Source organism: Alysiella crassa DSM 2578 (assembly GCF_000745955.1).
Lineage (GTDB): Bacteria > Pseudomonadota > Gammaproteobacteria > Burkholderiales > Neisseriaceae > Simonsiella > Simonsiella crassa.
In genome coordinates, this window is the sequence record NZ_JQKH01000008.1 from 36,596 (window position 1) to 59,832 (window position 23,237).

Here is a 23,237-nt window from a genome sequence, read left to right on the forward strand (position 1 = left end):
AAAAATAAGGGTAGTGGAAAATTTACATTTGATGAGCATGACAACGATGTCATCAAATATAAGTTAAAATTATTAAATTTGTGTAATCGTATGAATTTTGCGGCAAACTGTCAAGAAAATAATGAATATTTGATTTAAATTCACCACAAAAAAGCAGCCTGAAAATCATTTTCAGGCTGCCTTTGATTTTTATGAGAGTATTACTCTGTAGCAGCGACTACAACCAATTTAATGCTGGCAACTGCGTCAGCGTGCAATGCCACTTCCACATCGTATTCGCCAATCGCTTTGAATGGACCTTCTGGCAAGCGTACATTGGATTTAACCACTTCCACGCCAGTCGCTTTGATGGCTTCAGCGATGTCTGCATTGGTAACAGAGCCGAACAAACGACCATCCACACCTGCTTTTTGAGCCACAGTAATGGTTTGACCGTCCAATTTGGCTTTACGCGCTTGTGCGTCTGCCAAGATTGCGGCTTGTTTGGCTTCCAATTCAGCGCGGCGAGCTTCAAACTCTTTCAAGTTTGCTTCGGTTGCACGTTTTGCTTTTGCAGTAGGAATCAAGAAATTGCGCGCGTAACCGTTTTTTACAGTTACCACATCGCCCAAGTTGCCCAAACCAGCAACGCGTTCCAACAAGATAATTTGCATAATGTGATACTCCTAATTATTTGTGTTGGTCGGTGTAAGGCAACAGAGCCAAGAAACGAGCGCGTTTCACAGCCACAGCCAACTGACGTTGGTAGTGTGCTTTGGTGCCAGTAATGCGAGCGGGAATGATTTTGCCGTTTTCGGTAATGAAATCTTTCAGCAAATCCACTTGTTTGTAATCCACTTCTTGGATTTTTTCTGCTGTAAAACGGCAGAATTTGCGGCGTTTAAATGTTTGACGAGCCATGTCGTTTTAACCTTTATATTCTGTAATGTGTTGAATGCGCAGCACGGGGCGAAAAATGCGTTGGCTTTTTTGTGCCAGAAAACCGCTTACGGTAACGATTTCGCCTTGTCTGTGCTGCCATGCTTGGGCATTTTGACCGATGATTTTGGCTGGGAGTTCAAATTTAATTTGGCAGCGTAAACCATTTTCTTCTTGCCAACTGTTGTGTTGCAAAACCACATCTAAAACAGGAACACCTGCTGGGGTGTGGCGCAAGACATCAATTTTGTGTAGGCAAGCGGTCAGGGTAAATTGGTTATCCAATTAATTATGCTTCAGCAATTTCTTCGCTAGCAGCTTCGCCTGCAATCAGGCTTTTGGATTTTTCTTCGCGCATCATAGGCGATGCTTCGGTAACGGCTGCTTTGGTTTGAATGGTCAGATGACGCAATACGGCATCGTTGAAGCGGAATGCGGTTTCCAATTCTTCAACAGTAGCAGGTGTTGCTTCAATATTCATCAAAACATAGTGTGCTTTGTGAATTTTGTTGATTGGGTAAGCCAATTGGCGGCGACCCCAGTCTTCCAAGCGGTGAATTTTACCAGCCGCTTCGGTAATCATGGTTTTGTAGCGTTCAACCATAGCAGGCACTTGCTCGCTTTGGTCTGGGTGAACGATAAACACGATTTCGTAATGACGCATGTTTTTGTCCTTATGGTTTAAAATCAGCCATTTATTCATGCAAATAAACAGCAAGGTTGAAAAACGCAAGATTATATGATGATTTTATTTTTTTGGCAAGCGTTTACTGGGCGAGTCGGGAATAATATCGCTGCGGGCAATTAACATCAGGTAGCCTGAAAGTATCATGCCTGCCGCAAAAAGGGTGGATAGGGTAAGTGGGTAGCGTGTGTAGGCATAGGTTGCGCCGCCCATATAGAGTAGGGTGGGGGAAACGATAATGCTTTGTTTATTCACGCCTTCTAGTATGAAAATAAATGCGCCTATTAGGGCAAATACAGCCGCAATAATATCGCTGGTGGCAGGGAATAATTTTAGGCTACGCAAGAGCCAAATGGTGCCACCAATAATTAAAACTAAAGGGTAGGGTGCGTACCCAGACTTGCCAAGTTCTGTACTTCATAGGGGCAGATTTCATATCTGCCCTTTCTACGATATTTGAATTGTGGTACTTCCCACAGGGCGGATATAAAATCCGCCCCTACGATACGATGAGAACTTGGTAGGTCTGGGGTGTGTACCACGCACTAAATCATTCAAATAATTGAAATTTCGGTGCGTAATACGCACCCTACGATTAGTTTGTCGTGTACTGTCAGGCAGCCTGAAACGCAATTTCCGCGCAAAAAAAGTTATAATCACGCCGTTTTAATCTGTTTCAGGCAGCCTGAAACTTTTTTGAGAAAAAAATATGCTGAAATTTACCCTACACAAAACAGACGGCTACGCACGGCGCGGCACTTTGGAACTCAATCACGGCAAAGTGGAAACGCCCGTATTCATGCCAGTCGGCACTTATGGCTCGGTTAAAGCCATGACCCCCACCGATTTGCACAACATCAAAGCGCAAATCATTTTGGGCAACACCTATCATTTGTGGTTGCGCCCTGGTCTTGAAGTGATTGAGCAATTTGGCGGTTTGCACGATTTCATTGGCTGGAACAAGCCGATTTTGACCGATTCGGGCGGTTTCCAAGTGTTTTCCTTGTCGCAAATGCGGAAATTAACCGAAGACGGCTGCACCTTCAAAAGCCCCATCAATGGCGACAAATTGTTTTTATCGCCCGAAATTTCCATGAAAATTCAAACGGTTTTGAATTCCGACATCGTCATGCAACTGGACGAATGCACCGAAGGCAACGCCACCCACGCCGAAGCGCGAAAATCGCTGCAAATGTCGCTGCGTTGGGCAGAGCGCAGCAAAAAGGCGTTTGAAGATTTGAAAAACCCGAATGCGCTGTTTGGCATCATTCAGGGCGCGATGTATGAAGATTTGCGCGAAGAATCTTTGCTCGGCTTGGAAGATATTGATTTTAAAGGGATTGCGATTGGCGGCTTATCCGTAGGCGAGCCAAAACCCGAAATGTACCGCATGCTCCGCGCCATTGCACCCATGCTGCCTAAACACAAACCACATTATTTAATGGGCGTGGGTACGCCTGAAGATTTGGTGTACGGCGTGGCACACGGTGTGGACATGTTTGACTGTGTCATGCCGACCCGCAATGCGCGAAATGGCTGGCTGTTCACGCGTTTTGGCGACATCAAAATCCGCAACGCCAAACACAGATTTGACAAACGTCCACTTGATGAGTCATGTACTTGTTATGCTTGCCAAAATTTCAGTCGCGCCTATTTGCATCATTTGGATAAAGTCGGCGAAATTTTGGGGGCACAACTTTGTACCATTCACAATTTGCATTTTTATCAAGTGATTATGGCAGAAATGCGCGAAGCCATTGAACAAGGCAAGTTCGCCGATTGGCAAGCGCAATTCCACGAAAATCGGGCGCGTGGCACGGATTAAACATTTTCAGGCAGCCTGAAATATCATTTTGAATACACTTGCTTTTCCGATACAATTATCATTTTTTCATTAAACGCACATTTACAAGGTAGAAAATTATGTTGAAAAAATTTGCACTTGCCGCCACCACCGTTTTGATTTTATCCGCTTGCGGACAATCTGACGGCGGCAAATCAGCCACCGCCGCCAGTGGCGTGGCAGCCAGCGTTGCCGCAGCCGCCAGCCAAAGCAACAGCACCGCCGCCACCGTTTCAGGCAGCCTGATTGAGCGCATTAACAACAAAGGCACGATTACCGTTGGCACCGAAGGCACTTACGCGCCCTTTACCTACCACGATAAAGACGGCAAATTAACAGGTTACGATGTGGAAGTAACCCGCGCCGTTGCCGCCAAATTGGGCGTAACCGTTGAATTTAAAGAAACGCAATGGGACGCGATGTTGGCAGGTTTGAAAGCAGGCCGTTTTGATATGGTGGCGAACCAAGTGGCTTTGACTTCGCCAGAACGCCAAGCTACTTTTGATAAATCAGAGCCTTATAGCTGGAGCGGGCCTGCGATTATGGCGCGTACAGACGAAACGCGCGTAAACACCGTTGCCGACATCAAAGGCTTGAAAGCGGCGCAAACCTTGAGCAGTAACTACGGCGAAACCGCGAAAAAAGCCCAAGCGGAAATCGTGCCCGTTGATGGTATGGCACAAGCCTTGACTTTGGTACAACAAAAACGCGCTGATGTTACCCTGAATGACACTTTGTCATTTTTGGATTATTTGCAAAAAAATGAAAATTCAGGCTTGAAAATTGTCTGGACAGCAGACGCAAATGAGAAACAAGGCGCAGGTTTGATTGTCAATAAGGGCAATCAAGACGCATTGGCAAAAATCAATGTTGCCATGATGGAATTGCGCGAAGACGGCACTTTGAAAAAATTGGGCGAACAATTTTTCGGTAAAGATGTGAGCGCACAATAATTTAAAATAAATAAGGCAGCCTGAATGATGCCAAGCACGAAATTTCCGCACTCTTCTACAAGATAAATTACCTTGAATTTTATTTCACATCTTGCAACACCATTTCAAAAACAAAACAGGCAAATGCGATGTCGTCGCGTTTGCTGTTTTGTTTTTATGGGGTAGTGATAGTTTTGTCATGGGTGGGACTGCATTTGCGCCATGCTAAATCGCAAACAAATCAACATACAAGACATAATCACGCCCCAAAACAAAAATGCAAAATTTCGCGCAAAAATTATCAAATTTCAGATAATTTTGCGCGATTTTTGTCATATTGTTATCACAAAATGATTAGGGAATGATTACCGATTCTGAAATGCTGTGGTCAGAGATACCGCAATCCCACAGGTACTTGCCATATAACTCAAATTCGTGCGGCTCGTATTCGCTCAAATCTAGGGTTTCGGTAGGATAGATAGACTTGTTGTCGTTATCGCTGATGATGTGGAAACTGTGGCGATTATGGCGAACAAGCCGTTTAACACGGATTTCGTTAAATTGGCGCAAAATATAAATGCCTTCGCCTGCATATTCGGTGCAGGTGCGCCATAGAGCCGTGCCGCCATCAATTAAGGTAGGAAACATACTGTCGCCTTTAATGCGTGTGCAAAACAGATGCGCGGCATCACAGCCTAAATAGTTGATAAAGCTGGTACGAAACCACATAACATCGCAACTGGTATCCCATGCGATTTCGCCTGCGCCTGCACTGGCATAAACATGGCGATAATAGCGAATGGGAACAACACTACTACGGTCTTGTTCGTTTGCCCACATTGTGTAATTTTGGACGGCAGCCTGCATGGATTCAGGCACGCCACTAATTGAAGTGGCGGAATAAAATGGCACGGGTGTACTGCTCGTATGACCTTCAATTAAATGGGATAAGCCCTTTCTCTCTAATTCTTCAATGACTTGTGTAGGGAGTGAATACAAAGTTTTCAGTCCTGCACGTCCCCCTTTTCCTTTTACGGTGCGTGTTTGCCAATTTTGGCTATCCGCCCTTTTTTTTACACCTGTTTTAGTTGTTGGTAAATCCAGTTGTACACCTAATTCAGATGCTTTTTCCACTAATTCTGTAATTTCTTGTGCGCCCAGCTCAACCATTTTTTAGCTCCGAAAAGTAATCTACTCCATTTGAAAGTTGATTACCAAGTTTGATACAGGAGTAGAATACTTTATTTGTAAATAAACCAAAGTTTTATAAAAATTAATCATTTTTTTCTAGGTAAGCAAGTTGATTACTTTGGTAATCTACTTTATCATGTTTACAACTTCAAAACAGAAATTGTAAACCGTTTTGAAAAAATGTTCTTTAACAATTTGAAAAAAGTGCCAATAAATGCTTGATTTGCCTTAATCAACAGTTTGCAAAGACTGTTTAACAGGTTGATTTTGTGGTTATGAGACATAAGGTCAGCCGATTAAGCTGTTTTATTGAAAGGATTTTTTATGCACCCAGAGTTAATTCGTGCGGAAATCAAAATGCGTGGTAAAACTTTAACCGATGTTGCAGAAGCGCATAATGTTTCGTTGAAAGTGGTAAGTTTGGCTTTGTATCAGCCCAGTTTATCAGGCGAAAAGGCGATTGCTGATTTTTTGGGTAAGCCATTACATGAGCTTTTCCCAAAACGTTGGACAAAAGATGGTAAACGCATTCGTCCCCGTTATCAACATTTATATGAAGAGGCAGCCTGAAAATGGAACTGAAATCTCATTATTTCATTGCTGAACTCTTGGAAATGGGCTTGAAGGGCATACCAAGTACCAAAGTTGGCTTGGGCGATTTGGTTAAACGACAGGCTTGGGCTTTCCAAGAAGTCGCAGCCAAAGGCGGCAAAGGTGGCATGAAAAAAGTGTACGCCCCACCGCCTGAAATCATGCGCCAAATCCAAGAATGCTATCAACAGCAAGTGTTGGCACAACAAGCCGCCACCCCTTTACCTGCTTTGCCCGATGTTGAGCCTGAAAAACCCGACCTTTCAGGCAGCACCGAAGCACAGCGCACCCAACTGGGCGCACGCGAAGCTGTGTTGAACGCGATTGAAACGCTGATGGCGGAAACGGGTGGTGTCCTGAAAAGTGTGCTGTTTAAAATAAGCTAACAAAAAGCAGCGAGAACAGAGTATATTTTGATGTGTGAAAACCGAAATAACCCTGAAATGTCCTAGCTGCCAAGAACTAAATATAAAGAAAAATGGCTTCAATGGCAATCACAAACAAAAATATCGCTGCAAAACATGCAAACGATGTTTTATTGGTGACCACGCTCTGAATAACAAAGGCTGTCATTCCGAATCAGATTTCATGATTTGGAGAATGATTGTTAATGGTTGTAGTATCCGCGCTATTTCTAGGATAATGGCTTATAGCAGAGCCAAAATTCAGGCTGCCTTAAAACGCAGCGAACACCAAATCACACCCAAACAAAAACATTATGACACTTTACAAATTGATGAATTTCATACATTTGTTGGACATAAGAAAAACAAAGTCTGGTTGATTTATGCTTATCATGCCAAAACAGGTGAAATAGTTGCATTTGTTTGGGGAAAACGTGATTTGCAAACAGCTCTGGCTTTAAAAACGCGATTAAAAGAACTGAAAGTTACTTACGACCGTATTGCTAGCGATGAGTGGGATGCTTTTGTAAACGCATTTTCTGACGCAGATGACCAATGGATTGGTAAGCAACATACCAAAGCGATTGAAGGAAATAATTGTCGTATTCGTCATCGATTAAGTAGAGCAATACGGCGCAGTCGCTGTTTTTCTAAAACATTGTTTTACCATATTAAAGCATTTAATATTGGTTTTTGGGCGATGAATAATCCTAAACAAGTTTAAATCAGCACACTTTTCAGGACACCACCAAAACTTTTTTCAGGCTGCCTATCTGTTTTTTTCCAAGCAAATATTATACAATTCAAGCCTATTCCCATTTTTTAGTCGGGGTGCTGCCACAAACAAGGCAGCTGAGAAACACCCGTGAACCTGATACAGTTAGCACTGGCGTAGGAAACTAAAATGAATTTAGCTTATTTTCATTCGGTTAGCACTGATTTGGCGTGATTTTATCATGTCAAATCGGTGCTTTCTTTCGTCTGTGGCTGGCTGTTTTTGCACAAGGAAACAGCAATGCACATTCAATATTTAGACAAAATCCGTAAACATAACCCTTTGATTCACAATATTACCAATTTGGTTTCCGCCAATTTTACCGCCAACGGTTTGTTGGCATTGGGTGCGTCGCCGATGATGGCGGAAAGTCCTGATGAAATGGCGGAATTGGCGGCGTTGAGCGGCGCATTGGTGCTGAATTTGGGTACGCCGTCCGATGAAAAAGTCGCCGCCATGCTCAACGCGGGCGCGGCGGCAAATCGGGCGAATGTGCCGATTGTGCTTGACCCTGTGGCGGTGGCGGCAAGCGCATTACGCCGCAATACCGTTTCAAAATTGGCACAAAATATGCAATTTTCTGCCATTCGTGGCAATGCAGGCGAACTGGCGTATTTGGCGGGCGTGGATTGGCAGGCGAAAGGCGTGGACGCGGGCTCGGGTTCGGCGGATTTGGCGCAAATCGCCCAAACGGTCGCGCAAAAATTGAATTGCGTGGCGATTTTAAGCGGCGAAGTGGATTATATTGCCGATGGTAAACAATTTATTTCATTACACAATGGCACAACTTTGTTTCCGAAAGTAACGGCTTCAGGCTGCCTGTTGAGTGCGGTGGTGGGGGCATTTTTGGCGGTTGCGCCGCGTGAAAACGTATTTCAGGCTGCCGCCGAAGCAGTGGCAGTTTACACGGTGGCGGGCGAATTAGCCGCGCAAGATTTATCACCCACGCAAAGCGGCACATTCGCATGGAAATTGTTGGACACGCTGGCAGCCGTGTCCGCCGAACAAGTCGCCCAACTCGTTCATTTACAACAAGGAAATTGATGATGACACCACAGGTTTTAACCATTGCAGGTTCGGATAGTGGCGGCGGCGCGGGCATTCAGGCGGACTTGAAAACCTTTCAAATGCGCGGCGCGTTTGGCACCAGCGTGATTACCGCCGTTACCGCGCAAAACACATTGGGCGTACACGATATTCACATGATTTCATTGGATAATGTTGCCAAGCAAATCGCCGCGATTGGCGAAGATTTCCACATTGGCGCGTACAAAATCGGCATGCTTGGCACGGCGGAAATGATTGAATGCGTGGCACATTCGGTGCGCCAATACGATTTTGGCGCGTTGGTGCTTGACCCTGTGGCGTTTGCGAAAGGCGGCGCGGCTTTGCTACAAAATAGCGCAATTTCCGCATTAAAGCGTGAATTATTGCCGATGGCAAACGTGCTTACGCCGAATTTGCCCGAAACCGCCATGCTCACAGGCATTCATGTTCACAATCAAGATGATGCTGCACAAGCCGCCGCGATTTTGCACGATTTGGGCGTGGACACGGTGGTGATTAAGGGCGGGCATTTGGACGATTCACGCAGCGCGATTTGCCGCGATTTTGTGTTTACCCGCGATGAGCATTTTGTGTTGGACAGTCCGCGTTTTGATACGCCGCATACGCACGGCACGGGTTGCACGTTTTCGGCGTGTGTGGCGGCGGAATTGACAAAGGGGCAAGATGTATTCAGCGCAATTCGTTTGGCAAAACAATGTATTAGTTCGGCAATCGGTCAGCCGATTGGCGTGGGGCATGGGCATGGCGCGGTGAACCATTGGGCATTGGCGCAAGATGATTTTTCAGGCAGCCTGAAAGAGTAAAACAAGGATAAAATAAGGATAATATCATGTTTTCACGAGAATTTTTATCGGTTTACTGGGTCGCTGGTACACCCGATTGTCGGCACAAAAGCATGGGTACGCCGCAAGCCAATTTATTGCACACTTTGGAAAACGCTTTACGTGCTGGCATCACTTGTTTCCAATTACGCGAAAAAGGCGACAACGCTTTAAATAATCCATTACACATCAAATCATTAGCCCAAGATTGCCAAGATTTATGTCGCCAATTCAATGTGCCATTTGTGCTGAATAATGATGTGGCGTTGGCATTGGCGATTGGCGCAGACGGCGTGCATATTGGGCAGAGCGATATGGCGGCGCGTGAAGTATTGGCACAGTCGGCTGGACGGCTGTTTGTGGGTTTGTCCAACAGTTCGGAAGCGGATTTGCAACGCAGTTTCAGGCTGCCTGAATTGGCTTATTGGGCGGTAGGCGCGATTTTTCACACGCAATCCAAACCCGATGCCACGCAAAACGTGGGCTTGGATTTGCTGCGGTTGGCGCGACAGCTTGGCGGCGATAAGCCAATTGTGGCGATTGGCGGCATTACGGTGGACAATGTGGCAAGTGTTCACGCGGCGGGTGCGGACGGCGTGGCGGTGATTTCCGCAATTACGCAAGCGGCAGATGTGGCGGAAACGGTGCGGCGTTTGCGTGGGTGAATGGTTTTCAGGCTGCCTTTCACTACCCTACAAAAATAAAACATTGCCCGCAATCGTTGAGATGCCACCTCTGCTCCCTCTCCTTTGGGAGAGGGCTGGGGAGAGGGAAAAGTCGTTGAGTATCGCCAGTTTTCCCCTCTCCCTAACCCTCTCCCAAAGGAGAGGAACAGGTGGGTGGCAGGCAAAAATTTGTAGGGTAATGAAAGGCTGCCTGAAAAACCAAAAAACCTGTTTTGCCAAAACAAAACAGGTTTTTTAATCAATGATTAAACTCGTGGTTTACCGCCACCCGATTTCGGTTTGCCGCGAAAACTGTCTTTTTTAAAGCCGCCATCACGTTTTACCCCATCACGGCTGCCTTCACGTTTGCCGCCAAACGATTTTTTCTCGCCATACGGTTTTTTGTCGCCCGAGCCACTGCGGCTAGACCAACGGTCGCCTTCGCGTTTGCCGCCGAAACCGCCTTTGCCTTTGGGTTTGCGGTCGGCATTTTTGTTGCGTTTGCGCGTGGGTTCCAAGCCTTCAATCACGGTTTCAGGCAGCTTGCGTTCAATGTAACGCTCAATTTTATGCACCGCCATGTATTCGTTCACTTCGGCAAAGGAAATCGCCAAGCCCGTGCGTCCCGCGCGTCCTGTGCGCCCAATGCGATGCACATAATCTTCCGCTTGTTTGGGCAAATCGTAATTGATGACGTGGGTGATTGTGGGAATGTCAATGCCACGCGCTGCTACATCGGTTGCCACCAAAATTTTGCAACGTCCTTTACGCAAATCCATCAGCGTGCGATTGCGCCAACCTTGCGGCATATCGCCATGCAAGCAATTTGCGGCAAAGCCTTTTTCGTACAATTCATCTGCCAGCACTTCGGTCATGGCTTTGGTGGACGTGAAAATCACGCATTGGTCAATGTTCGCATCGCGCAAAATGTGGTCAAGCAGACGGTTTTTGTGATTTTTGTCATCGCAATACAAAAGTTGCTCTTCAATTTTGCCTTGTTTGTCTTCGCGTTCAATGTCAATGATTTCAGGGTTTTGCGTTAATTTACGCGCCAATTTGCCCACTGCACCGTCCCAAGTGGCGGAAAACAGCAAAGTTTGGCGGTCGGCAGGTGTGGCGGCAACAATGGTTTCAATATCATCAATGAAACCCATGTCCAACATGCGGTCGGCTTCGTCCAACACCAGCACTTCCAAGCGGTCAAAATCAATGCGACCACTGCGCATGTGGTCCATCAAGCGACCTGGGGTTGCCACAATCACGTCAATGGGGCGACTCAAAGCCTTGATTTGCTGACCAAAAGATGAACCACCCACCAAAGTTACGGTGCGTACCCATTTCATGTTTTGCGCGTAAATTTGTGCGTTTTTTTCCACTTGGGCGGCGAGTTCGCGTGTGGGGGTCAGCACCAAAACGCGAGGACCTTTGCCTGATTTTTCGCTGCGTTTGGTGATTTTTTGCAAACTGGGCAACAAGAATGCGGCGGTTTTGCCTGAACCTGTTTGGGCGGAAGCCATGATGTCGCGCCCTTGCAAAGCGGCTGGAATGGCTTGCATTTGAATGGGCGTGGGGCTGTCGTAGCCTGCTGATTTCAAAGCGGAAACAAGATTTTTGTCTAAATTTAAATCGGAAAATTGAATGGTCATGTTTTTTCTTTTTGAAAACAACAACATTCCGCCTGATACAATATATCAGGCAGCCTTTAGAAGCATGAGGCGCAGGGAAAATATGAGATGAAATCGTTTCAGGCAGTCTGAAAATAAAATAACATCAAAAATTTAACAGAAAAGTTGTCGCCAGTTTCACGATACTGGTGGGTTACATCGGCGACAACCTGCAAAAAAGAAAATGCCCCATCTGGGCAGAAATAGGCTGAAGGCGATGGCTTCGGATAAAGAGCGTGGATTATCGTTTATTTTTTGATTTTTGTCAAGAAATTTATGATAAAAACCGAAAAAGTGTGTTTTTTCAGGCTGCCTTATTTTTGCGAAAAAGCCAAAGGCAGCCTGAAAACCCGTTTTTATAATAAAAATACTGTCGCCAAACCCAAAAAGATTAAAAATCCCCCCGAATCGGTTACCGCCGTAATCAGCACCGAACTGCCCAACGCAGGGTCTTTACCAAATTTCTCCATCAGTACGGGAATCAACACGCCCAATACCGCCGCCAGCAATAAATTCAACGTCATCGCCGCCACCATCACCATACCAATCCCCAAATTGCCATACAATAAATACGATACCAGCCCCATCACGCTACCCCACACCAGCCCATTCACCAAAGCCACGCCAATTTCTTTTTTCATCAACACCACCGTTTGCGCTTGCGAAATGCTGCTGCTGGACAGGGCGCGAACAATCATGGTGATGGTTTGATTGCCCGAATTGCCGCCTATCCCTGCCACAATCGGCATCAACGCCGCCAATGCGACAATTTGTGCAATAGAGTCTTCAAACGCACCAATCACGCGACTGGCAATAAACGCCGTAACCAAATTCACCGCCAACCACACCCAGCGATTTTTCACGGAACGCATAACGGGCGCAAACAAATCTTCGTCTTCACGCAAACCCGCCATATTCAACATATCGGTTTCGCCTTCTTCACGAATCACGTCCATCATCGCGTCCACCGTCAAGCGGGCGATGAGTTTTTTGTCGGCATCCACCACAGGCGCGGTAACCAAATCATAGCGTTCAAAGGCGGCGGCGGCTTCTTCCACATCGTCTTCGGCGCGAAACACGACAATATCGCTCACCATCACGTCTGCCACCAAATCTTCGGGGTCAGCCACCAATAATTTGCGAATGGGCAACACGCCTTGCAAAATATCTTCCTGATTCACCACAAAAATTTTATCGGTGTGTTCGGGCAATTTGTCAAAACGGCGCAAATAGCGCAGCACCACTTCACACGTTACATCGGCGCGAATGCTGACCACTTCAAAATTCATCATTGCGCCAACTTGATGGTCGGCATAAGACATGGCAGCCTGAACTTGGGCGCGTTCCGTTTCGTCCCATTCTTTCATCGCTTCCACAACGACTTTTTCGGGCAGGGAATCGGCGAGCTCGGCGAGTTCGTCTGCGTCCATTTCTTCAACGGCGGCGATTAACTCGTCTTCGTCCATGTGTTCAATCAAATGCTCGCGCACTGAATCGGACACTTCCAACAAAACTTCGCCATCTTCTTCGGGATTGCTTAATTGCCAAACAAGGGCGCGTTCTTTGGGCGGTAAATTTTCCAACACGTCTGCCATATCGGCAGGGTGCATTTCTTCCAGTAAACCCACCAACATTTGCAATTGCAAATTGATGTTGATTTCGGGTAACTGATGGGTGTGGGGGTCAATGTCTTTGCTAAAAGGCAGAAGTTCACTGGCAAGCTGGTGAATGCGCTCAATATCGTGATTGCGCTCGTTGTCTTCGTTGATGATTTGCGTATCCATAGTTATGCTCCAACTGCCCAAAATGGCAGAAGTGCATTTCAGGCAGCCTTATTTTGATTGAGAAAATAATAAAAACAATATACTGGGAAGGTCGTCCATGATATTGGGAAAAGTGGTTTGAAAAATTCGGCGTGTATTGTACACGGATTTACGGCTTTCAGGCAGCCTTACGGTATACAACCAAAATTGTATGATTATTTCATTTATCAAAAACACAAAACGCGCTATTCTCACCCATTTGATTTTCTGTGGAAATGTCGGCTTTGAGAGCCAATCTACACCTGCTTTTTCAAAAGTCAGCCAAATGAAAAAATCCCAACCGTTTCATTCACAAAAAATAAAATAGTTCAGGCAGCCTGAAATCAAATGCCCCATAAAAATGCTATAATCGCCCCCTTTTTCAACAGCAGGAAACACATCATGTGGTTCAAACAAATCAGTTTTTATCCCATCAATATCAATCAATTACCCGAAGCCGACACCCTAGCCGACAAATTAAACAGCAGCGAATTTGCGCCCATCACGGGTTTGGATTGGTTTAGCGAAGGTTTTGCTGCGCCGCATGGTTTTTCGCCCGAATTGCTATTTCCAGCCGATTTCACATGGCTGGTTTCGCTCAAACGCTCGGACAAGGTCTTGCCCGCCAGCGTGATTCGTGAATTTTTAGATGAAAAAGTTGCCGAAATTCAAGAAAATGAAAACCGTAAAATTGGCAAAAAAGAAAAAAATGAATTAAAAGAACAAATTACCGATGATTTATTGCCACGCGCATTCACACGCAGCAGCCGATTATATGCTTTGTGCGACACGCGACATGGTTTTTTGTTTGTCAATCATGCTTCTGCGAATAAAGCGGAAAATATGGTGGTGAAATTGCGCGAAGCACTCGGCGGCTTGGAAGCCAAATTGCCCCACACCAAGCAATCGCCCAGCGCATTGATGACCGAATGGCTGGCGGCGGGCGCGGCGGCGGGTGGATTTGAATTGGACAGCGATTGCGAATTGCGCGGCTCGGGCGATGTGGTGTCGGTGGTGAAAGTCGCCAAACAGGATTTGACCGCCGATGAAGTTACCCAGCATTTGAAAACGGGCAAAACCGTGAGCCAAATGGGTTTGGTGTGGCGCGAGCAAATCGCGTTTATTTTGACCGCAGATTTTACATTTAAGCGCATTCAATATTTGGACGTATTACAAGAACAAGCGGAACAGCACGGCGATGACGCACCCAGCATGGCTTTTGCAGAACAAATTTTGATGGCGGAAAGTTTGTCGCAAATGATTTTGGAATTGGTGGAGCATTTGGGTGGTTGGCAGGAAGATTAAATTTTCAGGCTGCCTTCATGTAGGGTACATACTACGCACCAAATCATTCAAGTAATTGAAATTTTGGTGCGTAATACGCACCCTACATGAGTTTTGTCGTGTACCCAAAAGGCAGCCTGAAAATCCATTTAATGCAAATCCGCCACTTCGCCCAAAGCCACCAGCACATTTTGCCATTGCAAATGGCGAGCAAAGTTGGCTGCGGTATAGCCTTCATCGGTTTGCGCTTTGGGGTCTGCACCGTGTTCCAGCAATAATGCAACCAAAGGTGCATTGCCCGCAATCGCTTCCGTGTGCAACAAAGTGTAGCCGCGTTGATTGGATTCGGTAGGCAAATCAGCGTTTTGCTGCAAATGCTCGCGCCATTTTTCTACCATATTCACACACATGGGGTGTTCTTGCACATTTTCGGGGTGGGCTTCTTGCTCGTAAACCAGCAAAGTTTTGCCTGCTTCGCCAAAATTCAAACCCCATGCTTCATCGTGTTCCGCACGTTCCGCTTCGTCCATTTGCAAGCGGGCAGCCTGAACGGTAAAACCGCCATACACCACATCTTGACACAAAAACATCCAATCGCTAATTGCATCCACAGGCAGCCCTTCAATGCGTTCACCTACGCTGACAATCGTCAATTCATGCGGTTCATTCACCAAAGTACCACTGACGTGTATGCCGTCAAAATCAATTTCATTCAACCACATATGCTCGGTACGGATTTCGCCATCAAGTTCCTGCATAAAGGGGGCTTTGACCATCGCAAAATCCAAAGCAGGAATAATGCGGCGGTATTCCCAATACAGTTCACGCCAAAAATATTTGAACGTGGCGCGGGCATACGCATAAGCCTGTTCCAAATCATCATCTGGATTCAACCAAATAATACCCTCTTGTTGATTAAACATCATTTCACCTCAAAATAGGTTTCAGGCTGCCTTTGAATCAAAAAGGCAGCCTGAAAAGATTTACGCGATTTGCGTTTGATGTTCATCGCCCACGCGCTCGCGGATTTTGCCCAAACGGTAAACCGTTTCGCCTTGTTCCGCCAAGAATTTTTCGGCTTTGTCCGCGTTTTCGGGCGACACAATCACGACCATGCCCACACCACAGTTGAACGTGCGGTACATTTCCGCCATTTCCACATTGCCGCCTTGTTGCAACCATTGGAATAATTTGGGCAATTCCCATGCTTTTGCGTCAATTTGCGCCACGCAATTTTCAGGCAACACGCGCGGTACATTTTCGGTAATACCACCGCCTGTGATGTGCGCCATACCTTTGATTTCAAATTCTTTTAAGGCTGCCAAAATCGGTTTCACATACAAACGGGTTGGCGCAATAATCGCTTGACGCAAAGTTTTGTCGCCATCAAAAGGCGCGTCCAAATCGGGATTGTCGCGCGCCAAAATTTTGCGAACCAGCGAATAGCCGTTGGAATGCGCCCCATTGCTCGCCAAGCCCAACACCACATCGCCTGCTTTGATGTTGCGCCCGTTGATGATTTGCGATTTTTCCACCACGCCCACCGCAAAACCTGCCAAATCGTATTCACCGTCTGGGTACATGCTGGGCATTTCTGCCGTTTCGCCACCGATTAGGGCGCAGCCTGATTCTTCGCAGCCTTGCGCGATGCCTTTAATCACATCGGTGGCACGCGCCACGTCCAATTTGCCACATGCAAAATAATCCAAGAAAAACAAAGGCTCTGCACCTTGAACCAGAATGTCGTTCACGCTCATTGCCACCAAATCAATGCCGACTGTGTCGTGTTTGTCCCATTCAAACGCCAATTTCAGTTTGGTGCCAACGCCATCTGTGCCGCTTACCAATACAGGGTTTTGGTATTTTTTGCTGATTTCCACCAATGCGCCAAAGCCGCCCAAATCGCCCAGCACTTCGGGGCGCATGGTGCGTTTGGCAAAGGGTTTGATGTTTTCAACGAGTTGGTCGCCAGCGTCAATGTCCACGCCTGCATCGCGGTAGCTTAAAGATTCTTGGGTCATGGTGTTTTCCAATCATGTGATAAAAAATGGGTTTCAGGCAGCCTGAAAAACGCCATTTTACTGGATTTAACCCAAAAAAAACAGCTTGGCATATCAAGCATATTTTCGGTTAAAATGGGCAAATTTGACAAAATAGGACAATCCAAAATGTTGATTTTTTTAGACTTTGACGGCGTATTGCATTCTGCCGTATCGCGTCCCAATGCGCGTTTATTTAGCCAAATACCGCTTTTGGAAACCTTTTTCAGGCAGCCTGAATGGGAAAATGTGCAATTTGTGGTTTCATCAACATGGCGTTTGGGGCGCGATTTGGACGATTTGCGTCGCCCATTTTCTCCCAATTTTCATGCGCGAATCATTGGCACAACGCCCGATTTACCCCGTTCAGGCAGCCTGAACGGTCATCGTGAACGCGAAATTTTGCAATGGTTGCGCGATTTTGGGCGCGAACAAGACGCGTGGGCGGCATTGGACGATTTGCCCAGCTATTTTGATAAACACATGGCGCGTTTATTTTTGTGTGCCAGTTCAACAGGTTTGGTGGAACATGATTTGCCGCGTTTGGCGGCGCATTTGCGGGAAAATGGGTTTCAGGCAGCCTGAAAGTACACAACAATTTTCCCAATCGCCAAAATGTAGTAGGGTGCGCCGTGCGCACCAAATGGCTGAATAATATAAATATTGCGGCGGGATTGGTGCGCACGGCGCACCCTACTGTTATTTTTGTCGTGTACGGAAAGGCAGCCTGAAAACTAAATTTCTTAACCTAAAACAACATTATTACACTACGCTACGACCCACAAAACAGGTATAATCCGCCGCAATTCTATTTCCCTTAAAACGAAAACACAGGAGCTACACATGAGCGCAATTATTGACATCGTTGCCCGCGAGATTTTGGATTCACGCGGCAATCCAACGGTGGAGTGTGATGTATTGTTGGAAAGCGGCGTGATGGGTCGCGCAGCCGTGCCAAGCGGCGCGTCCACAGGCGAAAAAGAAGCGTTGGAATTGCGCGATGGCGACAAATCGCGCTATTTGGGCAAAGGCGTATTGAAAGCCGTTGAACATGTAAACAATGAAATCGCCCAAGCCCTGATTGGCATTGACGCCAGCGAGCAAACTTATATTGACCAAATCATGATTGATTTGGACGGTACGGAAACCAAAGCGCGTTTGGGTGCGAATGCCATGTTAGCCGTATCTTTGGCGGTGGCGCGTGCGGCGGCAGAAGACGCTGGTTTGCCTTTGTATCGTTACTTGGGTGGTGCAGGTCCGATGGCTTTGCCCGTTCCCATGATGAACGTGATTAATGGCGGCGAACACGCAAACAATAGCTTGGATATTCAAGAATTTATGATTTTGCCAATTGGTGCAAAATCTTTCCGCGAAGCCTTGCGTTGCGGCGCAGAAATTTTCCACGCGCTGAAAAAATTGTGCGACAGCAAAGGTTTCCCAACGACTGTTGGCGATGAAGGCGGTTTCGCACCCAACTTGGGCAGCCACGAAGAAGCCTTGCAACTCATCGTGGAAGCGATTGAAGCGGCTGGCTACAAAGCAGGTGAAGATGTGGCTTTGGGCTTGGATTGCGCGTCTAGCGAATTCTACGAAAATGACAAATACCATTTATCTGCCGAAGGCAAATCGTACACCAGCGAAGAATTTGCAGATTACTTGGAGCAATTGGTGGACAAATTCCCCATCATCTCCATTGAAGACGGCATGGACGAAAACGACTGGGCTGGTTGGAAATATTTGACCAAAAAATTGGGCAACCGCGTGCAATTGGTCGGCGATGATTTGTTCGTTACCAATCCAAAAATTTTGGCAGAAGGCATTGACAAAGGCGTTGCCAACGCCCTGTTGGTAAAAGTGAACCAAATCGGTACTTTGAGCGAAACTTTGAAAGCGGTGGATTTGGCAAAACGCCATCGTTACACCAGCGTGATGAGCCACCGCTCTGGCGAAACCGAAGACAGCACCATCGCCGATTTAGCCGTTGCCACCAACTGTATGCAAATCAAAACAGGTTCATTGAGCCGCTCCGACCGCATGGCAAAATACAACCAATTGTTGCGCATTGAAGAAGAATTGGGCGAAGCTGCTTACTACCCTGGTATTGCCGCATTTTATCAGTTGAAAAAATAATGAGTTAAGCATTATTTGATGGAAAATAGGCTGCCTGAAAACCATTATATTGGTTTTCAGGCAGCCTGTAACTCTTACTAAAGACACAAAATAAAGTAGGTTATCATGAAGTACATTACCATTGGTTTAACGGTGATATTTTTGGGGCTACAATACCAAATTTGGTTTCACAAAGGTGGTTTACGCACCGAATATGAAGTGATGAAACAAAAAGCCGCCGCCGCCGAAGAACAAAATCGCAAATTAGCCCAACGCAATGAACAATTAAAAGCCGAAGTAAAAGATTTAAAAAATGGCTATGAAGCCGTAACCGAAATGGCGCGCACGCAATTGCATTATATTCAAGCGGGCGAAACATTTTATAAAGTTCAATAATTTCAGGCAGCCTGAAAAAGGAAAAGCACATGAAAATCAGCACTCAATTTGACGCTGGCTCGGTGGTGGTACACGATTTGTCCAATCCCGACCACATTCGTTTGGCGTTACGCCCTGATAATGCTTCAGAATTTGCCCAATGGTTTTATTTTCGTTTGCAAGGCGCGGCGTACACGCGTTGCACCATGCACTTTGAAAATGCGGCGCAATCGGCGTATCCCAATGGCTGGGAAGATTATCAGGCGGTGGCTTCTTACGACCGTCAAAACTGGTTTCGTGTGCCATCGCGTTATGAAAATGGCGAATTAATTATTGAACACACGCCGCTCGCCAACAGCATTTATTACGCTTATTTTGAACCCTATTCGCATGAACAACATTTGAATTTGCTCGGTGAAGCGCAAGGCAGCGGCTTGTGCCAAATTGATGACTTGGGCAGCACCGTGCAAGGGCGCGATTTGAATTTGCTCACCATCGGCAGCCAAGCCGAAAGCGATTGGAAAATTTGGATTATCGCCCGCCAGCACCCTGGGGAAACAATGGCGGAATGGTTTATTGAAGGCTTGCTCGCGCGACTGCTTGACCCGCAAGACCCCACCGCTCGCGCTTTACTGGATTGCGCCACATTCTATGTTGTGCCGAATATGAATCCCGATGGCAGCGTGTTGGGCAATTTGCGCACCAACGCAGCGGGCGCAAATTTAAACCGCGAATGGGTCAATCCCACATTAGAGCGCAGCCCCGAAGTGTATTATGTACGCGAAAAAATGCACGAAACAGGCGTGGATTTATTTTTGGATATTCATGGCGATGAAGGGTTGCCCTACGTTTTTGTCGCAGGCACGGAAGGCGTACCGAATTACAATGAACGCATTGCTATGCTGGAAGACGTGTTTAAAGACGCGTTTCAGGCTGCCTCCCCTGATTTTCAAGACGAATATGGCTACCCCAAAGACGCGGCAGGTCAAGCAAATTTGACTTTGGCGACCAATTATGTGGGCAATGAATTTAACTGTTTGGCGTTTACTTTGGAAATGCCGTTTAAAGACAATGCGGCATTGCCCGATGACGATTTTGGCTGGAACGGTCAGCGTTCCCTGCGTTTGGGCGAAAGCATTTTGAGCGCGATTTGGGCGACTTGTCCGTATTTGCGTGATTAAAAAACAAAATGGCAAAATTTCAATTCAATTATTGATGAAATTTTGCCATTTTTTATATTAATATTTATCGCATTAGCGACTCATCACAATGCCTTCACCGCGATACGGTTCAAAATGCTCGCGTTTATCCAACAGCATTGCCAATGGGTGTTTTTGATACGATTCAATGGCTTGCAATAATTCCGCGCGGGTTTTCAACACCAGCCGTTTTTCTTTTTCAATAAAGCCCATCTCATTGTCCACCTGCATTAAAGTCAAAACAAATCTTTCCAAATCAATACTATAAATTGCATCAAAAATAAATTCTGCATCAGGCGAAGAGCCATGAATCAAATTATTTTGCAAATAAGCATTCATGTTTTTCAAATTAGGCTCTTGATTCGGAAGTGCGGATTGGATAGTCCAAGTCATGATGATGTTTCCTTTATATTTATTTATTCAATTTTCAGGCAGCCTGAAACGAATTTTTTTGTAAACAATACAAATAGGTGCATTCTTTTTGTCGCGCAAAGGCGAGTGGGTCGCGTTCATCGGTGGCTTTACGGTGGCTGGGGACGGTGTGGCTTTGCGCCGCAATGTGCCAACCGTATTCGGCAAACCATTGTTGCAGGCTGCCTGAATCGCGCAAACCCAAATGTTCCGCCAAATCCGACATAATCAGCCACAATTCACCGTCCGCCGCCAAATGTGCCGCCGCTTCACGCAACACGCCGTGCAGCATACTGTGATTCGGGTCATACAAGGCGGTTTCCACCGCCGAAGTGGGTTTCGCAGGCAGCCAAGGGGGATTGCAAACAATCACATTCGCCACGCCATCGGGAAAAAAATCTTGTTGCAACACCTTGATTTGATTTACTAAACCCAAACGCGCTATGTTTTCACGCGCACACAATACGGCGCGTGGATTATTGTCAGTAGCGATGATATTTGCCACACCGCGCCGCGCCAAAATCGCCGCCAATACGCCACTACCCGTGCCAATATCAAAAGCGGTGTGGCAATTTTCAGGCAGCCTTATTTGTTGAACCAAATCCAAATATTCTCCACGCAAAGGCGAAAATACACCAAATGGCACATGGATTTTGTCGCCGCCCAAAGCGGAAATGGGTACGCCCTGTTTATGCCATTCATGCGCCCCGATAAATCCGAGTAACTGATTGAATGGCAATAAAAATGCTTCCGTATTCGCCACACCATACACGTCCAACAAGGCAGCCTGAACATCGGGCGCACGCGGCAAATCCACCGTAAAATTCACCCCCACTTCCACCAATAACATATTGATTTCACGGCTTTGTTGCGATTGCGCCAAACGGTGTTTGTGGAAGATTTCTGCTGGGGTGGCGGCGGGTTTACTTGGTTTGCGGACACGTTTTTTCAGAGCAGCAAGCAATTGTTTTCCTTGATGAAAATCGCCACGCCACAGCGTTGCCGTATTATTTTTGGCAGCCTGCAAAATCTGCTCCGCCGATATTTGCGCGCTTTCCTGTACATTTTGCGGCGGTTTTTGACTGCTTTCGTTGCGATATTCAATTGGGGTTTGGTGCAGAATAAGCGTGTGCATGGTGCAAGATAAATGAATAGATAGGTTTTATTGTAATACGAATACCATAAATATAAAAGCATTCAGGCAGCCTGAAAAAATCTGCCCAAATGCTTTTATTTATCAAATCAAACAATTGTAAAAAATATTACTGCTTCATACGCGAGCCAGAAAATGCGCCGCTAATATTTTTTTCTTGATTGGAGAATACGCCCATCACCGTGCCAGCCGCGTTTTCACGATTGCTTTCACTGCGATAAAACTGACCATCAACCTGTGTGGCTGCGCCCGTAACCGATTGGAAAGTTGTGCCGCGAATAGTCGCGTCCACATCAAAACCTGTGGTGGCTGGACCATCTATGGGACGCCAATCATCGGCGGCATGGATTTTACCCGTTACAGTCTTCTTACCAAAATCCACATTCAAGAAAGTTGTGCCAGTTCCACCCACCACCGAGCCATCGGCGCGTTTTTCCACGCCATAACTCGTACCCAAATAATGGGCGGTGCCTGTGGTTGGCATTTCGTTTGATGGTGTTTTTTCCCCCACCAAAACAAAGGTGTATGGATTTTTACTTTCCACACCCTTATACACCGTAAATGTATCGGCATAAGCAGTAGAATCTGCAGGCAAATCCTTGATTAAAGGCAAAGATAAAGTTTTACCCGTGCTGCCATCAACCACACGCACTCGCTCAATTGCTGCACGCTTTTCCGCACGCACCGAACCATCGGTTTTCAGCGATTCCAAACGCGCTTCAGGTGTAACGCCATAAGCCGTAATCCGATAAGTACGCATTTCCGCCCCAGCCGTGTTGTTGCCCGAGCCAGAACCTGAACCTGAACCACCTGAACTTGCTGTACTCGTACTGCCGCTACCACCACTATTGCTCGCACCCGCTGTACTGCTGCCACCGCCTGTCGCGTCTGCCGTTGGCGTACCACCACTACCACCATTACCTGAAGAGCCACTCGCACCACCCGAACTTGAACCCGCAGCCCCGCCCCCAGAACTGGCAACCGAACCACTTGAGCTGCCATCTGAATTCAAAGCATAACTCGTGCCGCCACTAGAACACGCCGTCATGACCGCTAAAGTCATGGCTGCTATTGCAAATAATTTCATAATCAAAACTCCATTGACCATTGATGATTGATGTTTCAGTTAAATCTGATAAAACTGTTTTATTTTAACCCAAGTTAAGTATAATTTGATAATAAATCATATTGAAATCACATTATTTTTCAGGCAGCCTTTCAGTACACGACAAAAAATCGGAAGACCTGTTTTGGGTTTGAAAAATAGTCCAAAGTTGCCATCATCAACATGGCGGCTTTGGCAAGCTG

Annotated in this window: 26 protein-coding genes and 1 riboswitch; of the genes, 13 read left to right on the forward strand and 13 right to left on the reverse strand. The window is 46.4% G+C overall.

Annotation, left to right across the window (positions count from 1 at the left end; translation table 11 throughout):
- Positions 1 to 200: 200 nt before the first annotated feature.
- The 5 genes from rplI to Q338_RS14015 all read right to left on the reverse strand — a co-directional run bounded on the left by rplI (position 201) and on the right by Q338_RS14015 (position 1,948).
- Positions 201 to 653 (reverse strand): 50S ribosomal protein L9, encoded by a 453-nt coding sequence (rplI, locus tag Q338_RS02325; protein WP_034291599.1) that lies wholly within the window; start codon positions 651 to 653, stop codon positions 201 to 203.
- Positions 654 to 669: 16 nt separating this feature from the next.
- On the reverse strand, positions 670 to 900 hold the full coding sequence (gene rpsR, locus Q338_RS02330) for a 30S ribosomal protein S18 (RefSeq protein ID WP_002641495.1): 231 nt from the start codon (positions 898 to 900) through the stop codon (positions 670 to 672).
- A 6-nt stretch (positions 901 to 906) separates the two neighbouring features.
- Positions 907 to 1,203, reverse strand: coding sequence for a primosomal replication protein N (priB, locus tag Q338_RS02335; protein WP_034291600.1), 297 nt, complete (start codon positions 1,201 to 1,203; stop codon positions 907 to 909).
- A gap of 4 nt (positions 1,204 to 1,207) precedes the next feature.
- A complete protein-coding gene (gene rpsF, locus Q338_RS02340; protein ID WP_034291636.1) occupies positions 1,208 to 1,582 on the reverse strand; it encodes a 30S ribosomal protein S6 in 375 nt (124 codons plus the stop codon).
- Between the two features lie 84 nt (positions 1,583 to 1,666).
- The gene (locus tag Q338_RS14015; RefSeq protein WP_244772940.1) at positions 1,667 to 1,948 is read right to left on the reverse strand and encodes a hypothetical protein; all 282 of its coding nucleotides are present in this window, start codon (positions 1,946 to 1,948) and stop codon (positions 1,667 to 1,669) included.
- A 364-nt stretch (positions 1,949 to 2,312) separates the two neighbouring features.
- Between Q338_RS14015 and tgt the strand changes: the two genes are divergently transcribed.
- Both tgt and Q338_RS02350 read left to right on the forward strand, forming a co-directional pair.
- Positions 2,313 to 3,428 (forward strand): tRNA guanosine(34) transglycosylase Tgt, encoded by a 1,116-nt coding sequence (gene tgt / locus Q338_RS02345; RefSeq protein ID WP_034291601.1) that lies wholly within the window; start codon positions 2,313 to 2,315, stop codon positions 3,426 to 3,428.
- A gap of 98 nt (positions 3,429 to 3,526) precedes the next feature.
- Positions 3,527 to 4,399, forward strand: a complete 873-nt coding sequence (locus Q338_RS02350) for an amino acid ABC transporter substrate-binding protein (protein WP_034291602.1) — start codon at positions 3,527 to 3,529, stop codon at positions 4,397 to 4,399.
- A gap of 333 nt (positions 4,400 to 4,732) precedes the next feature.
- Here the strand turns inward: Q338_RS02350 and Q338_RS02360 are convergent, their stop codons facing one another.
- The gene (locus tag Q338_RS02360) at positions 4,733 to 5,548 is read right to left on the reverse strand and encodes a helix-turn-helix domain-containing protein (RefSeq protein WP_034291605.1); all 816 of its coding nucleotides are present in this window, start codon (positions 5,546 to 5,548) and stop codon (positions 4,733 to 4,735) included.
- A 345-nt stretch (positions 5,549 to 5,893) separates the two neighbouring features.
- Between Q338_RS02360 and Q338_RS02365 the strand changes: the two genes are divergently transcribed.
- The 6 genes from Q338_RS02365 to thiE all read left to right on the forward strand — a co-directional run bounded on the left by Q338_RS02365 (position 5,894) and on the right by thiE (position 9,893).
- Positions 5,894 to 6,139 (forward strand): helix-turn-helix domain-containing protein, encoded by a 246-nt coding sequence (locus Q338_RS02365; protein ID WP_034291606.1) that lies wholly within the window; start codon positions 5,894 to 5,896, stop codon positions 6,137 to 6,139.
- A gap of 2 nt (positions 6,140 to 6,141) precedes the next feature.
- Entirely contained in the window at positions 6,142 to 6,546 is a 405-nt protein-coding gene (locus tag Q338_RS02370) for a hypothetical protein (RefSeq protein ID WP_034291607.1), read from the forward strand.
- Positions 6,547 to 6,580: 34 nt separating this feature from the next.
- A complete protein-coding gene (locus tag Q338_RS02375; protein ID WP_034291608.1) occupies positions 6,581 to 7,288 on the forward strand; it encodes an IS1 family transposase in 708 nt (235 codons plus the stop codon).
- Positions 7,289 to 7,381: 93 nt separating this feature from the next.
- A riboswitch (TPP riboswitch) is annotated at positions 7,382 to 7,479 on the forward strand.
- A 100-nt stretch (positions 7,480 to 7,579) separates the two neighbouring features.
- On the forward strand, positions 7,580 to 8,383 hold the full coding sequence (thiM, locus tag Q338_RS02380; protein ID WP_034291609.1) for a hydroxyethylthiazole kinase: 804 nt from the start codon (positions 7,580 to 7,582) through the stop codon (positions 8,381 to 8,383).
- Entirely contained in the window at positions 8,383 to 9,210 is an 828-nt protein-coding gene (gene thiD / locus Q338_RS02385) for a bifunctional hydroxymethylpyrimidine kinase/phosphomethylpyrimidine kinase (RefSeq protein ID WP_034291610.1), read from the forward strand. Before thiM ends, thiD begins: the two co-directional genes overlap by 1 nt.
- Before the next feature lie 26 nt (positions 9,211 to 9,236).
- On the forward strand, positions 9,237 to 9,893 hold the full coding sequence (gene thiE / locus Q338_RS02390) for a thiamine phosphate synthase (RefSeq protein ID WP_034291611.1): 657 nt from the start codon (positions 9,237 to 9,239) through the stop codon (positions 9,891 to 9,893).
- Positions 9,894 to 10,159: 266 nt separating this feature from the next.
- Here thiE and Q338_RS02395 read toward each other — a convergent pair whose 3' ends face one another.
- Entirely contained in the window at positions 10,160 to 11,539 is a 1,380-nt protein-coding gene (locus Q338_RS02395) for a DEAD/DEAH box helicase (RefSeq protein WP_034291637.1), read from the reverse strand.
- 374 nt (positions 11,540 to 11,913) lie between these two features.
- On the reverse strand, positions 11,914 to 13,341 hold the full coding sequence (mgtE, locus tag Q338_RS02400; protein WP_034291613.1) for a magnesium transporter: 1,428 nt from the start codon (positions 13,339 to 13,341) through the stop codon (positions 11,914 to 11,916).
- Positions 13,342 to 13,761: 420 nt separating this feature from the next.
- On the opposite strand from mgtE, the gene Q338_RS02405 reads away from it, so the two are divergent.
- Entirely contained in the window at positions 13,762 to 14,664 is a 903-nt protein-coding gene (locus Q338_RS02405) for a recombination-associated protein RdgC (RefSeq protein ID WP_034291614.1), read from the forward strand.
- A gap of 128 nt (positions 14,665 to 14,792) precedes the next feature.
- On the opposite strand, the gene Q338_RS02410 is transcribed toward Q338_RS02405, so the two are convergent.
- Both Q338_RS02410 and purM read right to left on the reverse strand, forming a co-directional pair.
- Complete coding sequence (locus Q338_RS02410) at positions 14,793 to 15,566, reverse strand: DUF2314 domain-containing protein (RefSeq protein WP_034291615.1); 774 nt, start codon at positions 15,564 to 15,566, stop codon at positions 14,793 to 14,795.
- Between the two features lie 60 nt (positions 15,567 to 15,626).
- Complete coding sequence (gene purM / locus Q338_RS02415) at positions 15,627 to 16,664, reverse strand: phosphoribosylformylglycinamidine cyclo-ligase (protein WP_034291616.1); 1,038 nt, start codon at positions 16,662 to 16,664, stop codon at positions 15,627 to 15,629.
- Between the two features lie 147 nt (positions 16,665 to 16,811).
- Here purM and Q338_RS02420 point away from each other — a divergent pair, with 147 nt between their 5' ends.
- From Q338_RS02420 to Q338_RS02435, 4 genes are all read left to right on the forward strand, one after another.
- A complete protein-coding gene (locus tag Q338_RS02420; protein ID WP_034291638.1) occupies positions 16,812 to 17,267 on the forward strand; it encodes an HAD domain-containing protein in 456 nt (151 codons plus the stop codon).
- Between the two features lie 258 nt (positions 17,268 to 17,525).
- On the forward strand, positions 17,526 to 18,812 hold the full coding sequence (gene eno / locus Q338_RS02425; RefSeq protein WP_034291617.1) for a phosphopyruvate hydratase: 1,287 nt from the start codon (positions 17,526 to 17,528) through the stop codon (positions 18,810 to 18,812).
- Between the two features lie 105 nt (positions 18,813 to 18,917).
- Positions 18,918 to 19,187: a septum formation initiator family protein gene (locus Q338_RS02430; protein WP_034291618.1), complete on the forward strand. Its 270-nt coding sequence runs from the start codon at positions 18,918 to 18,920 to the stop codon at positions 19,185 to 19,187.
- A 29-nt stretch (positions 19,188 to 19,216) separates the two neighbouring features.
- Complete coding sequence (locus Q338_RS02435; RefSeq protein ID WP_034291619.1) at positions 19,217 to 20,347, forward strand: M14 family metallopeptidase; 1,131 nt, start codon at positions 19,217 to 19,219, stop codon at positions 20,345 to 20,347.
- Between the two features lie 72 nt (positions 20,348 to 20,419).
- On the opposite strand, the gene Q338_RS02440 is transcribed toward Q338_RS02435, so the two are convergent.
- From Q338_RS02440 to Q338_RS13660, 3 genes are all read right to left on the reverse strand, one after another.
- Entirely contained in the window at positions 20,420 to 20,758 is a 339-nt protein-coding gene (locus tag Q338_RS02440) for a hypothetical protein (protein WP_051968430.1), read from the reverse strand.
- A gap of 34 nt (positions 20,759 to 20,792) precedes the next feature.
- Complete coding sequence (locus Q338_RS02445; protein WP_034291621.1) at positions 20,793 to 21,911, reverse strand: methyltransferase; 1,119 nt, start codon at positions 21,909 to 21,911, stop codon at positions 20,793 to 20,795.
- Positions 21,912 to 22,038: 127 nt separating this feature from the next.
- On the reverse strand, positions 22,039 to 23,016 hold the full coding sequence (locus Q338_RS13660) for a transferrin-binding protein-like solute binding protein (RefSeq protein ID WP_051968431.1): 978 nt from the start codon (positions 23,014 to 23,016) through the stop codon (positions 22,039 to 22,041).
- Positions 23,017 to 23,237: the final 221 nt, after the last annotated feature.